We start from the raw sequence: 14,074 nt of genomic DNA on the forward strand, positions 1-14,074 counted from the left end.
GCATTGAACAAGGTGTGAATGCTGGCGGGGTAAGCCCGTTAAGTCTCAGCGAGTCATCTCGAATTTAACCGTCAGCGAGACCATCGTGCCGACGAGGCCGGGTTCGACCGGGGTCGGCGCGGCGCTCACGTCCATCATCTTGCGTTCCGCCGACTGGGCGTAAGGCATGGGCGGGCCGGCAGCGACGGATTCGTTGATTTCGAGCAGGCGCACGCCGGAAAAGCCCGACCAGCGTGCATATTCCTCGGCCTGCGCACGCGCCTTGTCGAAGGCAGCCTTGCGCGCCTGTGCGCGGGCGCTGGTGTCGTCGTCGAGCGCAAAGTTCGGGCCATTGATATCGGTCGCCCCGGCAGCGACCAGCGCGTCGAGCACCTCGCCTGCACGCGGCACCTCGCGCAGGGTGACATTGACCCGGTTCGATGCCTGATAGCCGCGGAAGACCTGCCGACTCGTGCTCTGATCGTAATCGTATTGCGCGCTCAGGTTGATGCCGGTGGTCTGGATGTCCTTATCCTTGATGCCCAGCGCCTTGATACGATCAATCACCGCATTCATCTCGCGGGCATTGATACGCATGGCTTCGACCGCGGTGCTCGCCTGGCTGGTGACACCGGCACCGATATCGACGATATCGGGTTTGGCATCGACGCTTTCACTGACCGACAGTTCGACAACCGGGCCCTGCGCCTGAATCTGGACCTCTGCCGCCTGTGCACTGGAGGCGATAGCCGCAGCAGCCAAGGCAGGAATTGCGTAACGGATCATCAAAATACTCCTCATTGTTCGGACGGTTAGTCGGCCTTTCGGCTTTACGGCTTGCTGAACGGATGTGTTCCCGCTTTCCTCTGCGCGTCGTTGGCGCTAGCCCACCGGACCAAACGTGGGGGAAACATGAAAGTCTGGAAAGTCGCACTCGCCGCATTGGCCACCATGGGCCTGCAACCGCTCGCTGCCCAAATGGAGCGTGTGCCCGACCGTGCATCGGACGAAGGCGAAGGCCCGTTCGGCAAGCTGCTGATCCGCGGCGCGACGGTTATCGAAGGCAGCGGCGCCCCGCCCGCAGGTCCGGTGGACATCATGGTCGAAGGCAATCGCATCGCCGCGCTTTACCCCGGCGGTGCGCCCGATAGCGAAGCACAGGGCGCCCAGCGCGTGGTCGATGCCGCGGGCATGTATGTGCTGCCCGGTTTCGTCGATGTGCACGGCCATAACGGGGATGAGGGCAAGGCGGCCCAGCCATCCTATGGATACAAGCTGTGGCTGGCGCACGGCGTCACGACCGTACGCGGCGTGAGTTTTTACTTTGGCCCCGGCACACCCGACCTGTCGGACGCCAGCCGCAGCGCGGCCAACACGATTACCGCACCGCGCCTGATCCCCTACATCGTGTTCGGGGACAAATGGTCCGGCGGTAATCCCGACACACCTGCAAAGGCGCGCGAGTGGGTGCGGTGGGCGAAGACACAGGGCTATTGGGGAGTGAAGTTCTTCAACTCCTCCAGTCCCGAGGTGCTCGGCGCGGCGCTCGACGAAGCGAAGAAGCAGCAGATGGGGACTGTCGCCCATCTGGCGCAGACCGGTGTCGCCGAAGTGAACGCCCGCACGGCTGTGGAACTGGGCCTCGGCGGCGTGACGCACTTCTACGGCCATTTCGAAAGCCTGCTGAAGGACGGGCTGCCCTATTATCCCGAGAACTACAATTACTTCGACGAGCAGTCGCGCTTTGCGTGGGTGGCGCAGCTTGCTCCGCAGGCAGTCGAGCCGGGCAGCGAGAAATGGGACGAATATATCGATTTTCTCGTCGACAGCGGAGTAACCCTCAGCCCCACATTCAACATTTATTCCGCCAGCCGGGACGTGATGGCGGCGAAGACGCGTGACTGGCACGCGAAATACACCATCCCGTCGCTGATGGATTTCTACGCCCCCAGCGCCACCAATCACGGCAGTTATTACAAGGACTGGACCACCGAGGACGAGGTCGCCTGGCGCAAGTTCTACCAGAAATGGTTCAAGCTGACGAAGGAGTTTCACGAGCGCGGCGGTCGGGTCACTGCCGGATCCGATCCGGGCTATATCTATCAGACCTGGGGCTTCGCCTATATCGGCGAGCTGGAGATGCTGCGCGAGGCCGGCTTGTCGCCGCTCGCCGTGATCCGCGCAGCGACCATCGACGGTGCGCGCGAAATCTACGAGCCGCGCGGCGAAGCGCCGCCGATGGGCCGGATCGCCGTGGGCCAGCTGGCCGATCTGGTGATCGTGCCCGAGAATCCGCTGGCCAACTTCAAGGTATTGTACGGGACCGGCCATACGCGCCTCAATCGCGAAGACGAGACGATCGAGCAGGTCGGCGGCGTGCGCTGGACCATCAAGGACGGCATCATCTACGACGCGCAGCAATTGCTCGCCGATGTTGCCCGCATGGCCGACGAGCAGCGGGCAGCAGCTCAGCAATAAGTCGCCGGGAGCCAATCGTTCTCAGGCTCCCACAACTGACCTTATCGGTGAAGGCTTGCCGGACCGCCCCTGCGCGACTACCTCGCGCGGCCTATGGCACAGCCCCCAATTCTCAGCCTCGAAGGCATCGCCCTGCAACAGGGCGGCAAATGGCTGTTCGGCGGGCCCGATCACGATCCGCTGGACCTGCATATCGGACCGCGCGACCGGATCGCGCTGATCGGGCGCAACGGGGTGGGCAAGACCACGCTGTTTCGCATGATCGACGGGCAGGTCGAGACCGACGCCGGCATTCGCAAGACCAAGCCAGCCCTGCGCGTCGTGCTGCTCGAGCAGGATCCGGACCTGACCGGTCATGCCACGTTGATGGACTGGGCATTGGCGGGCGAACATGCCCCCCAGGAACATGAGGTCGAGGCCATTGCGGGCCAGCTCGGCATCGACATGAGCCGGGAAACCAAGGGCGCGAGCGGCGGCGAGAAACGCCGCGCCGCCATCGCCCGCGCGCTGGCGCAGGACCCTGACCTGTTATTGATGGACGAGCCGACCAACCACCTCGATCTGGGTGCGATCGACTGGCTGGAAGGCTGGCTGGACAGGTACAAGGGCGCCTTCGTCGTGATCAGCCACGACCGGACCTTCCTGAAACGCCTGACTCGCACGACCCTGTGGCTCGACCGCGGTAACCTGCGGCGCAAGGAAGTGGGTTTCGGCGGCTACGAAGCCTGGGAAGAACAGGTCTATGCCGAAGAGGCCCGCGCTGCGGACAAGCTGGACGCCAAGCTAAAGCTGGAGGCGCACTGGCTGGAACGCGGGGTAACCGCCAGGCGCAAGCGCAATCAGGGCCGGCTGGAAAAGCTCGGCCAGATGCGCGCGCAACGCGCCTCGATGATTACTGCCGCCGGCACTGCCAAGCTGCAACTGGCGACCGAAGCGGAGTTCAAGTCGAAATCGGTGATCGCGGTGCAGGATATCACCAAGTCCTATGGCGAGAGGACGATCATCAAACCGTTCAGCCTGCGCATCCAGCGCGGCGACCGGATCGGCATCGTCGGCGCGAATGGTGCGGGCAAGACGACCCTGCTGAAAATGCTGACCGGCGAACTGGAACCCGACAGCGGAACGGTCGATATCGCCAAGACGCTGACCGGCGTGATGATCGACCAGCAGCGTCAGCTGCTCACCGCCGACAAGACGGTGCGTCAGGTGCTGGCCGAGGGCGGCGACTGGATCGACGTGCGCGGCGTGCGCAAGCATGTGCAGGCCTATCTCAAGGACTTCCTGTTCGATCCCAAGATCGTCGAGATGAACGTATCCGTCCTTTCCGGCGGCGAGCGCAGCCGCCTGCTGCTGGCGCGCGAATTCGCCAAGTCATCGAACCTGCTGGTGCTGGACGAGCCGACCAACGATCTCGATCTCGAAACGCTCGACCTGCTGCAGGAAGTCATCGCCGATTACGAAGGCACCGTGCTGATCGTCAGCCACGATCGCGACTTCCTCGACCGGACGGTTACCATCACCCTGGGCCTCGACGGCACGGGCAATGTCGATGTTGTTGCCGGTGGCTACGAAGACTGGATGGCCAAACGGCAGGCACCAATTACCGGCAAGACGCGTAGCGGTGGAAGCGATAACAAGGCTTCGCCCCCTGCCCCACCACCGCCGAAATCGACCAAGCTGTCCTACAAGGATCAGCGCGATTACGAGCTGCTGCCAGCGCGCATCGAGGAACTGGAGGTGGCCATCGCCAAGGGCGAGGAAATATTGGCGGATCCCGACCTCTACACGGCAGACCCGCAGAAATTCGCCAATATTTCGAAGGGCATCGAGAACGCTCGCAATGAAAAGGATGCGGCCGAAGAGCGCTGGCTGGCTCTCGCCGAACTGGTCGAGGGATGAGCCTGAAGGCGGAGATCGCGGCCTGCCGGATCTGCGCGGAACATCTGCCGCACGGGGTGCGGCCCGTTGCCAGTTTCTCGTCCACTGCGCGGCTGCTCATCATCGGGCAGGCGCCGGGCAGCAAGGTCCACGAAAGCGGCATCCCCTGGGACGATGCGAGCGGTGACCGGCTGCGCGAATGGACCGGGTTGTCCAAGGACGACATGTACGATCCCGCCCGCGTGGCGCTGGTGCCGATGGGTTTCTGCTATCCCGGCAAGGCAAGCGGCGGCGACAAGCCCCCTCGCCCCGAATGCGCCGCGACGTGGCACGCTCGGGTGCTGGCCGAACTGCCGCAGGACCGGCTGACCTTGCTGGTCGGCACATACGCGCAGCGCGCCTATTTACCGCAAACCAGAAACTGGACGATGGCGGAGCGCGTGCGCCGCCATCGCGAATTCCAACCGGATTTCATTCCACTGCCGCATCCCGCATGGCGCAGCACGCTGTTCATGCGTCAGCACCCGTGGTTCGAGGAAGACCTTCTCCCTGTTTTACGGGACGGCGTGGCTGCAGCGTTGCGCGGCGATTGAAATCGGCCGCGCAACGCCGTTACCGTCAAAGCAGGCCTTCGGCGCTCATGGCCTTGTTGACCGCGTCGCGCTGCTTGTTACGTTCGCGGTAATCGACCAGCGATTGCGGCAAGTCGACATCGAACTTGTCGGCCCAGAGCAGGGTAACGAACAGATAATTGTCCGCCACCGTCGGGCCATCACCGACGAGCCAGTCTTTTCCATCCATTAGTTTTTCGGTCAGGCGGTAGGTTTCGGCCAGCTGGTCCTTGGCCTTGGCCTGACGATCGTCCGTGTCCTGTCCGAACAGCGGGTGATAGCCGCCGTGAATCTCGGTGCCGATAAAGCCAATCCATTCGAGCAGCTTGAAGCGATCCTTGCCGGTGGGGAGCGCGTCGGTCTTTTCCGCGACATAGGTCAGGACAGCGGGGTTTTCCGTCAGCAGATCGAACTCGTCGCTGGAAATGGCAGGCACGTAGCCGCGCGGGCTGATTGAATAGAAATCGGTGCCATCCTCGGTCTGGTGCTTGCTCAGATCGACCTTCACGGTGTCGTAATCGCCGCCCCATTCTTCGAGCGCGATGTGGGAAGCGAGACTGCAGGCGCCGGGCGAATAATAGAGTTTCACGTTCAATTCTCCTTCAATTCCTGTGAAGGCAACGTCCCGCTTCCCTGCTTGGTCCTGAGTTTCTGCCGTTCATTTTCGAGCCGTGAAGTTGACAGGTTGACACTGTCCTGACGGTCAAGCGATCCGATAGAATTGTGCGACCCGATCGAGCGCCAGCGACAGCACCAGTTTCCCGCTCCGCACCGGCCATGCCAGCGCCTTTTCCGCAGCAGGCACACCTTCCCCGGCACAGGCGACGCGCCACAGGATATCGCACAGACCCGGGCCTGCTTCGGCCATGGCGCCATCGAAGCGGTCCTTGGCAGCGATCTGGCGTTCGGATTCCGTGAGACCATGGCCGCACGATCCGTTATCCACCCTGACCGGATCCCAGCGCATGGTGACGGATGGCGGCAATTGTGCGCGTTCGTAATCGGTGCGCAGGCGTTCTCCGGCATCGAACTGACGATCGGTCAGATGGCCGCGCGAATGCAGCCAGGTGAGCGGGCTTTCGGCAAGATTGACGGTCACGCTGCGACGGCCGGAGACTGCCCCGCCCGTGCGCCGCGGGCCTGCTGAGGTGAGTTCGCGTTCGACGAGATTACGCATCGGATTCTCCACTGTGAAAATTCCGCCTTGCGCGCTCCCGGTTCCTGTAGGAAAGTGAAAAAACCAAATCGGTTATCAAGGGGAGTGACCGAGTGATCAATCGCATCCGCGACATTCGCAAGCAGAAGGGCATGACGCTGGCCGATCTGGCCGAAGCGTGCGATCCGCCGACCACGCCGCAGACTGTCGGACGGCTCGAGACGGGCATGCGGAACCTATCGCTGAAATGGATCGAGCGGATAGCTGCCGCGCTGGATGTCGAAGCCGACATGCTGGTCCGCAGCGAACGGGCCGGTCACCCGCAAATCGTGGCGAAGCTGGCGAAGGACGGACCCGAAGCGCTTTCCAGAACCCGCGATGCGATCCTGTCTACCGATCTTGGCGGGGACGGTGCGCTGATGGTGCTCGACGTCGATTATCCGCACGGCGAATATCGCCCAGGCGACCAGCTCTGGCTGCGCCAGCTGGACCCGGAAGATGCGGGTCGCGCCATCAACCGCGATGTGCTGGTGCCAAAGAAGGGGGGACGCTTCGCCTTCGGGCGGCTGATCGACCGCCGCGGCGAATTGCTGGGAATCCTGCCGCCCGGACAGGGACAGAAGCAGGATGTGATCAAGGATGCACCCTGGATCGCGGTGGCGGAAATGCTGGTGCGAACGCTGTGAAAACGCCCAAGACGCGCCGCGTCCTGTCGCTGTCGACGCTGTTTCCCAACCCTGCCCAGCCCCGGTTCGGCATTTTCGTGGCGCGGTCGCTGGAGGCGCTGCAGCGCGATACAAAATGGGATGTGACCGTGATCAATCCCATCGGCCTGCCACCGGTCGCATTGGGGCGATACCGGGAACTGGCTGCTGCGGCACAGGATAGCGAAGATTTCGGCATTCGTGTCCATCGGCCCGTGTTTCGCCTGATCCCCAAGATCGGCGGGAGGTTGAACCCGGCTTTGATAGCGCGCGCGGTGCTGCCGCTTGTCCGGCAGCTCCACGCGCAAAATCCGTTCGACCTTGTCGATGCGCAGTTCTTCTATCCCGATGGCCCGGCCGCAATGATGATCGCGCGCGATCTCGGGCTGCCCTTCACGGTAAAGGCACGCGGATCGGACATCCATCACTGGGGCGCCCGCCGATATGGCCGCGATGCGCTGCTCAAGACTGCCAGGGCCGCCTCCGGCGTGCTTGCCGTATGCAAAGCGCTGGCGGACGACATGGCGATGCTCGGCATGGAGCGGGAGAAAATCCGCGTTCATTACACCGGGCTGGACAGGGACCTGTTCCGGCCGATGGATCATGCAGGGCTGCGTGCGCGGCTGGCGCAGACCTTCGACGTCCCGCTGACGAATGACGACCTGCTGCTGGTTACCGTCGGCGCGCTGATCGAGCGGAAGGGGCAGGCGCTTGTCATCAAGGCGCTGGCGCATCTGCCCAAGGGGCGGTTGCTGCTGATCGGCAAGGGTGAGGACCGGGCAAGCCTTCTGGCATTGGCCCGGGATGTGGGCGTGGCCGACCGTGTTCACATGCTCGGCAGCCTCGACCCGGCAGTCCTGCCGCCGCTGCTTTCCGCTGCCGATGCCATGGTCCTGCCGTCTGCCAGCGAAGGACTGGCGAATGCCTGGATCGAGGCGCTGGCCTGCGGGACGCCGATCGTCATTACCGATGCGGGAGGCGCGCGCGAAGTAGTGACAACGCCAGATGGCGGGGTGATCGTGGCGCGCAATTGCCGCGCGGTGCGCGAGGGGATCGAGCTGGTGACCGCCCGCCCCCGCTCACCCGAAAAGGTGGCGGCGGCGGTCGATGAATTCAGCTGGGCGGCAAATGGAAAGGCGCTCGCAGCCTATTACGACACGCTGGTCTAGACGACGCCGCGCGCCTTCTTTTCCTGCTTGTCGGTCGCCGTTTCGGTGGGAACGAAGCTGTCGCTGGTCACCCCCAGCCACACCAGGATCGGTGCCGACATATAGACCGAGCTGTAAGTACCCACGAACAGGCCGAGGGTAATACCGGCAACCATGCCGAACAGGCTGGCCGGACCGAACAGCAGAAGCGGGATCAGCGCGACGAAGAGTGTCAGCGAGGTCATCACCGTACGGGCGAGAGTCTCGTTGACCGACAGGTCGAGCAGTTCCGGCAGCGGCATCTTGCGGAATTTCTTCAGATTTTCGCGGATGCGATCGTAGACGACGATGGTGTCGTTCAGCGAATAGCCGATGATCGCCAGGATAGCCGCGATGATCTGCAGACTGAATTCCATCTGGAACAGGGCAAACATGCCGAGCGTCAGACTGACGTCGTGGAACAGTGCGAACAGGGCTCCCACACCGAATTGCCATTCGAAGCGGATCCAGATGTAGAGCGCAATGGCCGCCATCGCGGCGAGAAGAGAGTAAAGTGCCGTCAATCGGAATTCGCCCGAGACCTTGCCGGACACGTTGTCATTACCGTCGAGCCGGAAGTCCGAATAATCGCTCTGCAGCGTGCTGACGATCTCGTTGGCCGCCGCCTGTGCAGCTTCCTTGTTGGCCGACACATCATCAGGCAGGCGCACGCGGATCGATACCTGGTTGTCCTCGCCGAAACGCTGGACCACCGGATCGCCATATCCCAGCGTTGCCACCTTTTCGCGCAGTTCGCCGACAGGGGCTTCCGCGCTTTGGGTAAAGGTTGCCCGCACTTCGAGACCACCGGCGAAATCGACGCCGTAATTGAGGCCGTTGGTGAGAACCAGCGCCCAGCTTGCGGCGATCAGCAGGATGCTGACCGCGAAGAAGGGAATGCGCCATTTGAGGAACTTGATGTTGGTGTCGTCGGGGACGAGCTTGAGCAGTTTCATATCCTCGCCCTTCCTAAAGCAAGATGTCTTTGGGCTTGGCCTTGCGCAGCCATCCGGCGACCCACATGCGGGTCAGCGTGACGGCGGTGAAGACCGAGGTGAACAAGCCGATGACCAGCACCACCGCAAAGCCGCGCACCGGACCGCTGCCGAACAGGAACAGCAGGACACCCGCAATGAAGTTGGTGATGTTGGCATCGTAGATCGCGCGGCTCGCCTCGCGATAACCGGTTTCCACGGCTGCCACGACACGCCGCCCGCGCTTTCGTTCTTCGCGAATACGCTCGTTGATGAGCACGTTGGCGTCCACCGCGGCGCCGATGGTCAAAACGAAACCGGCGATACCGGGCAAGGTCAGCGTCGTGCTCAGCGCCGCCATGATGCCGAGCAGCATGGCGATGTTGATGACCAGCGCGACCGTCGCATAGACGCCGAAGCGGCCATAGCTGGCGATCATCAGCAGGATGACCAGCAAGGACCCGAGCCCCATGGCGAGCATGCCGCGCTTGATCGAATCGGCGCCGAGATCGGGACCGACCGTACGTTCTTCGATCACGGCAAGGTCGACCGGCAGCGCGCCCGAACGCAGCGAAATTGCGAGCTGGTTGGCCGTTTCGACCGTGAAGCCGCCAGAAATCTGCGCTGTGCCGCCACGGATCGGTTCATTGATGTTGGGCGCCGAAAGCACCTTGTCATCGAGAATGATGGCAAAGGGCTTGCCTGCGTTTTCCGTCGTCAGCTTGGCAAAGCGGCGGCCGCCGTCGCTATCGAACTGGATCGTTACGACCGGTTCGTTGGTCTGGGCATCGAAGCTCTGCTGTGCGCCGGTCAGGCTGTCGCCACGGATGCCGCCGAGACGGCGAACGGCGAGCGACGTGCCGGCGAAGTCCGACGTTTCCGAATAAGGGAAGATTTCCGATCCCGGAGGCGCAAGACCCTGTTGCACATCGCTCGGCAGGGCATTCTGATCGACCAGCTTGAATTCGAGCTTGGCCGTCTGGCCCAGCAGCGCCTTGAGTTCTTCGGGATCCTGCAGGCCCGGAACCTGCACCACGATGCGGTCATCGCCCTGACGGATGATGGTCGGCTCGCGCGTGCCGAGTTCGTCGATACGCTTGCGCACCACTTCGGTGGCGCTTTCCATCGCATCGCTGACCGCCGTGTTGATCCCTTCCTGCGTAGGCGTAAGGATCATGCGATTGCCGTCTTCGACCGCCATATCCCATTCGCGGACGAGGCCGGTTCCGTTGATCGACGGCAGCAGAAGTTCGCGCGCGCGATCGATCTGGGAAGGATCGTCCAGCACGAAGCTGAGCCGCCCGTCACGAGTCGAAACATCGCCGATGCGGATCCGCGGTTCGGCGTTGCGCATGGTGTTGCGCACGTTTTCTTCCATGTTGTCGAGGCGCTGCGTGGCTACCTGCGACGCATCCGCTTCCAGCAGGATGTGGCTACCGCCTGCAAGGTCGAGGCCGAGATTGACCATCGGGTCGGGCAGGAAGTCGGGCCAGCGTACACTGGTTGCGGACAGCAGCGAAGGCAGCGCGGCGGCGACGCATAGCAGCGTCACCACCCACAACCAGACTTTACGCCAGGTAGAAAATTCGAGCATGGAAGGTTGCGCCCCTGCTTAGTCGTTCGCGGCCGGTGTGCTGCGCGAGGACAGCACTTCACCGATCGTGTTGCGGACCGCCTTGACGGTCATGCCCTTGGCAAGTTCGACATGCACGAAATGCTCGTCCACCTTGGTGATCTTGCCGACAAGACCACCGGCCGTCACCACTTCGTCGCCCTTGGCGAGGCCAGCAACACGTTCGCGGTGCTGCTTCTGCTGGCGCATTTGCGGACGCAGGATGAGGAACCACAGGATCAGGAGCATGCCGAGCGGCAGCACCCAGCCGGTCCATGCCGGTGCTGCGGAAGCACTTCCGGCGGCGGCGAGAATATCGATCATCGAAGGTATACCTGTAGGAAATTGCAGTATCTGTCGGGTCCGCAATTGGGTGACGCCTGCCCGCTGTTCAAGCGGTCGGGCGCCTTCCATATGCGGAAGTGCGGCGCGGTTAGCAGTATTGCGGTGCCGGGGCAACGAATTGGCGGCGAAGTACGCTTGCCATGCACAGACACGGGCCCTATAGGGCCGCCTCCACTGGTTTCGGGATGTAGCGCAGCCTGGTAGCGCACCATACTGGGGGTGTGGGGGTCGCTGGTTCGAATCCAGTCATCCCGACCAGTGGTTTCCCCCCTTTCACGATCATTTCATGCAGCGCTTCAAGTGCGTTCGGCCCTACCGCCACCCCGGTATCGGCGCGGGTCTTTCCGCGGCTGTATTCCGAAGCAGCCGGTCTAGCCAACGGATGCTGGCGCGCCCAATCGCACGATATGTTAAGCGAGTGGTGCGAATGTGAGGATCGCATTTACCATCGCGTCGCGCGGCAAGCTTACGCAAAAACGCGTATGTTTTAACGGTTCCATTACCACTTTCCCTTAACTTCTGGCGCATGACAAAAGCGCCATTCCGCCTCGCCCTCGCCCCGCTGGCCATCGCGGCAGCCCTGATCACGACGCCTGCGCATGCCGGCGGCGTGAAGGCCGGGACACTGATCGAGAACACCGCGAGCGCTACCTATGACGGTGGAGCGGGCCCGGTGACGATCCCTTCCAACACCATCACGGTAAAGGTCGACGAACTGCTCGACGTGACGGTCACGTCACGCGATTCCGGACCCGTTTCGGCCGCGCCGGGATCGGCGGTCCTGACTTTCGAACTGACCAACACGGGCAACGGGCCCGAGGCTTATACGCTTACCGCCAACCCCGCCGTGGCGGGCAACGACTTCGACACCACGGTCAATGGCCTAGCGGTCGATACGAACGGCAACGGGGTTTACGATCCGGGCGTCGATCAAATGCTGACAGGGCCTGCCACGACAGCGGCAATCGCTGCCGATGCGAGCCTGACCGTCTTCGTCCTCGTAACCATTCCGGGCGGAGTTGCCGATGGCGACCAGAGCGATGTGAGCCTTCTTGCCGAAGCGGTGACCGGGACCGGGGCACCGGGCACGGCGTTCGCAGGCCAGGGTGCCGGCGGCGGCAACGCCATCGTCGGCTCAACCGGGGCCAATGCCACTGCGACCGGATCGTTGAGCGTCGGCATCACCGATGTGGACCTTATCAAATCCGCAACTGTGCGCGATCCGTTCGGCGGTACCGGCATCGTGCCGGGCGCAACCATCACCTACGCGATCCGCGCCGAAGTCAGAGGCAGCGGGTCGGTTTCCGACCTTGTCGTCACCGACGCTGCGCCCGCCGACACCACCTATGTTGCAGGTTCGCTGAAACTCGACGGGGCCACCCTCACCGACGCTGCCGACGCAGATGCCGGACGCTCCAGCACGAGCGGAATTTCGGTCGATCTCGGGACCGTATCGGGCGGATCGAGCCGTACAGTGACATTCCAGGTCACCATAGATTGATACTTAGCATTCGCTCATAAAGGTCTGAATTATGCGTATTTTCCTCATATTCTTCATATCTCTTCTAGCAACGGCGGCGGGCACTGCTCCGCTGTCCGCGCAGGATCAGGCGATATCGCTATCAGGCAGCGTGATGCATGAAACGGTCTCACTCGACGCGTCCGGCAAAGAAGTTACCGAGCTGGTCGAGCCCAACACGATCGTCCCGGGCGATCGGCTGATCTTCGGGACGGACTACAACAATGGCAGCGACGAAGCGGTCGATAACTTCGTCGTCACCAATCCGTTGCCGCCGGCAGTACGCCTGGCGCCGGATGCCGACACCACGCTGATCGTATCGGTCGACGGCGGCAAGAGCTTCGGCACGCTTTCGCAGCTGTCCGTCTTGGCCGAGGACGGCGGCTCCCGTCCGGCAGATCAGGCCGATGTCACTCATGTCCGCTGGACACTCCCGTCGGTCGCACCGGGGGAAAGCGGGCGTCTCGAATATCCAGCCATCATCCGCTGACCGGCGGACGATAACCGCCACACCTTGCGGGCGGACAGGGGAATGCAGGGTACATCAGAAGGAAGAGTAGAATGAAACGCAGCAAGCAATTGCTGGGGGCAGTGAGCACGATTGCGCTCATTGCATTCAGCGCCAGCCCCGCCCTGGCGGGGGGCAGTACCGCGGGCAGTTCGATCACGAACAATGTCTCCGTCAGTTTCGACGTAGGCGGTGTGACACAGACGGCCGTAACCGCATCCAATACCTTTACGGTCGATCGCAAGATCGACGTGCTGGTGGACTTTGCCGGAACAGCCGCAACGTCGGTCGCCCCGGGGGCTCAGAACCAGGTTCTCGCGTTCGATGTGACGAACCTGTCGAACGCCGTCGTCGACATCCGGCTGGCTGCAGCGCTCAATGCGGGCAACGCCGCCAATATCGCCAATTTCGAAGTCTATCGCGACACCAATGGCGACCGTAGCCTGAGCGCCGCCGAGTTGGCCGCAGGCCCGATCACCTATCTCGACGAAGTCGCTGCCGACGGAACCGTCGCCGTGATCGTCATCGCCGACATCGGCCTTGGTGCAGTCAACGGCAACGAATTCGACGTCGTGTTGACCGGCACCGCCCGCGAAGGCGGCACCGCCGGGACGCAGGGCGCGGCCATCACGCAGACGGCCGGGGCCAATACGGCAGGCGTCGACACCGTCTTCACCGATGGGGCGGGCACCACCGATGCAGCGCGCGACGGAGCCTATTCCGATGTCGGCAAATATGTCGTTGCCGGCGCGACCATGTCGGTCAGCAAGACCAGCCGCATCGTCAGCGACCCCGTAAACGGGCCGACCAATCCCAAGGCAATTCCGGGCGCCACGATCGAATATTGCATCGTCGTGTCGAACGCGGCCGGAGGGGCGACGGGCACGAATATCGATGTTAACGACGATCTGCCGGCTGATGTGTCCTATTTGACTGCATTCGGTATCTTCGTGGATGGCAATGCCAGCTGCGCCAGCGGCACACGGGGCGATAATCTGCCCACTCCGACGGCCAGCTACATTAGCGGTACGCACGAGATCACCGCGGACCTGAGCAACATCGCCCCTTCGCAATCGCGCTCGGTCTATTTCCGCGTCACGATCGACTGATCGCCAGCCCGACT

14 protein-coding genes and 1 tRNA gene are annotated in these 14,074 nt (G+C 62.8%); 9 read left to right on the forward strand and 6 right to left on the reverse strand.

From position 1 onward, the window contains the following. Positions 1–45: 45 nt before the first annotated feature. A complete protein-coding gene (locus AC13F2_RS15335) occupies positions 46–765 on the reverse strand; it encodes an SIMPL domain-containing protein (RefSeq protein ID WP_482965717.1) in 720 nt (239 codons plus the stop codon). A gap of 126 nt (positions 766–891) precedes the next feature. On the opposite strand from AC13F2_RS15335, the gene AC13F2_RS15340 reads away from it, so the two are divergent. The 3 genes from AC13F2_RS15340 (at position 892) to AC13F2_RS15350 (ending at position 4,928) form a co-directional block, all read left to right on the forward strand. Beyond that, positions 892–2,457 carry an amidohydrolase family protein gene (locus tag AC13F2_RS15340; protein WP_301641387.1) on the forward strand — a complete coding sequence of 522 codons (1,566 nt, stop codon included), beginning with the start codon at positions 892–894 and terminating at the stop codon, positions 2,455–2,457. A 93-nt stretch (positions 2,458–2,550) separates the two neighbouring features. Then, on the forward strand, positions 2,551–4,356 hold the full coding sequence (locus AC13F2_RS15345) for an ABC-F family ATP-binding cassette domain-containing protein (protein WP_482965718.1): 1,806 nt from the start codon (positions 2,551–2,553) through the stop codon (positions 4,354–4,356). Next, positions 4,353–4,928 carry a uracil-DNA glycosylase family protein gene (locus AC13F2_RS15350; RefSeq protein ID WP_482965719.1) on the forward strand — a complete coding sequence of 192 codons (576 nt, stop codon included), beginning with the start codon at positions 4,353–4,355 and terminating at the stop codon, positions 4,926–4,928. The genes AC13F2_RS15345 and AC13F2_RS15350 overlap by 4 nt, the downstream gene beginning before the upstream one ends. Positions 4,929–4,953: 25 nt before the next feature. Here AC13F2_RS15350 and AC13F2_RS15355 read toward each other — a convergent pair whose 3' ends face one another. Continuing rightward, on the reverse strand, positions 4,954–5,535 hold the full coding sequence (locus AC13F2_RS15355) for a glutathione binding-like protein (protein WP_482965720.1): 582 nt from the start codon (positions 5,533–5,535) through the stop codon (positions 4,954–4,956). Between the two features lie 114 nt (positions 5,536–5,649). Then, positions 5,650–6,123 carry a DUF6456 domain-containing protein gene (locus AC13F2_RS15360; protein ID WP_475210542.1) on the reverse strand — a complete coding sequence of 158 codons (474 nt, stop codon included), beginning with the start codon at positions 6,121–6,123 and terminating at the stop codon, positions 5,650–5,652. A gap of 92 nt (positions 6,124–6,215) precedes the next feature. Between AC13F2_RS15360 and AC13F2_RS15365 the strand changes: the two genes are divergently transcribed. Further along, entirely contained in the window at positions 6,216–6,788 is a 573-nt protein-coding gene (locus AC13F2_RS15365) for a helix-turn-helix transcriptional regulator (RefSeq protein WP_482965721.1), read from the forward strand. Beyond that, positions 6,785–7,975 (forward strand): glycosyltransferase, encoded by a 1,191-nt coding sequence (locus tag AC13F2_RS15370; RefSeq protein WP_482965722.1) that lies wholly within the window; start codon positions 6,785–6,787, stop codon positions 7,973–7,975. Before AC13F2_RS15365 ends, AC13F2_RS15370 begins: the two co-directional genes overlap by 4 nt. Here AC13F2_RS15370 and secF read toward each other — a convergent pair. Genes secF through yajC form a run of 3 tightly spaced genes read right to left on the reverse strand, consistent with a single transcriptional unit; the run spans position 7,972 to position 10,903 of the window. Continuing rightward, entirely contained in the window at positions 7,972–8,949 is a 978-nt protein-coding gene (secF, locus tag AC13F2_RS15375) for a protein translocase subunit SecF (protein ID WP_482965723.1), read from the reverse strand. The genes AC13F2_RS15370 and secF overlap by 4 nt on opposite strands. Positions 8,950–8,962: 13 nt before the next feature. Continuing rightward, positions 8,963–10,561, reverse strand: a complete 1,599-nt coding sequence (gene secD / locus AC13F2_RS15380) for a protein translocase subunit SecD (protein WP_103025152.1) — start codon at positions 10,559–10,561, stop codon at positions 8,963–8,965. 18 nt (positions 10,562–10,579) lie between these two features. Next, on the reverse strand, positions 10,580–10,903 hold the full coding sequence (gene yajC / locus AC13F2_RS15385) for a preprotein translocase subunit YajC (protein WP_103025153.1): 324 nt from the start codon (positions 10,901–10,903) through the stop codon (positions 10,580–10,582). A 202-nt stretch (positions 10,904–11,105) separates the two neighbouring features. Between yajC and AC13F2_RS15390 the strand changes: the two genes are divergently transcribed. The 4 genes from AC13F2_RS15390 (at position 11,106) to AC13F2_RS15405 (ending at position 14,060) form a co-directional block, all read left to right on the forward strand. Further along, positions 11,106–11,182, forward strand: a tRNA-Pro gene (locus AC13F2_RS15390). Between the two features lie 268 nt (positions 11,183–11,450). Continuing rightward, positions 11,451–12,425 (forward strand): hypothetical protein, encoded by a 975-nt coding sequence (locus tag AC13F2_RS15395; RefSeq protein ID WP_482965724.1) that lies wholly within the window; start codon positions 11,451–11,453, stop codon positions 12,423–12,425. Between the two features lie 31 nt (positions 12,426–12,456). Then, positions 12,457–12,933 carry a hypothetical protein gene (locus AC13F2_RS15400; RefSeq protein WP_482965725.1) on the forward strand — a complete coding sequence of 159 codons (477 nt, stop codon included), beginning with the start codon at positions 12,457–12,459 and terminating at the stop codon, positions 12,931–12,933. Positions 12,934–13,004: 71 nt separating this feature from the next. Next, a complete protein-coding gene (locus AC13F2_RS15405) occupies positions 13,005–14,060 on the forward strand; it encodes a hypothetical protein (protein WP_301641397.1) in 1,056 nt (351 codons plus the stop codon). Positions 14,061–14,074: the final 14 nt, after the last annotated feature.

This window comes from Qipengyuania sp. L-5Y (assembly GCF_056859455.1).

Coding starts and splice junctions, on each gene's coding strand:
- AC13F2_RS15400 (WP_482965725.1), top strand. CDS start 12,457: ATGCGTATTTTCCTCATATTCTTCATATCTCTTCTAGCAACGGCGGCG.
- AC13F2_RS15395 (WP_482965724.1), top strand. CDS start 11,451: ATGACAAAAGCGCCATTCCGCCTCGCCCTCGCCCCGCTGGCCATCGCG.
- AC13F2_RS15360 (WP_475210542.1), bottom strand. CDS start 6,123: ATGCGTAATCTCGTCGAACGCGAACTCACCTCAGCAGGCCCGCGGCGC.
- AC13F2_RS15335 (WP_482965717.1), bottom strand. CDS start 765: ATGATCCGTTACGCAATTCCTGCCTTGGCTGCTGCGGCTATCGCCTCC.
- AC13F2_RS15405 (WP_301641397.1), top strand. CDS start 13,005: ATGAAACGCAGCAAGCAATTGCTGGGGGCAGTGAGCACGATTGCGCTC.
- AC13F2_RS15350 (WP_482965719.1), top strand. CDS start 4,353: ATGAGCCTGAAGGCGGAGATCGCGGCCTGCCGGATCTGCGCGGAACAT.
- AC13F2_RS15345 (WP_482965718.1), top strand. CDS start 2,551: ATGGCACAGCCCCCAATTCTCAGCCTCGAAGGCATCGCCCTGCAACAG.
- secF (WP_482965723.1), bottom strand. CDS start 8,949: ATGAAACTGCTCAAGCTCGTCCCCGACGACACCAACATCAAGTTCCTC.
- AC13F2_RS15340 (WP_301641387.1), top strand. CDS start 892: ATGAAAGTCTGGAAAGTCGCACTCGCCGCATTGGCCACCATGGGCCTG.
- yajC (WP_103025153.1), bottom strand. CDS start 10,903: ATGATCGATATTCTCGCCGCCGCCGGAAGTGCTTCCGCAGCACCGGCA.
- secD (WP_103025152.1), bottom strand. CDS start 10,561: ATGCTCGAATTTTCTACCTGGCGTAAAGTCTGGTTGTGGGTGGTGACG.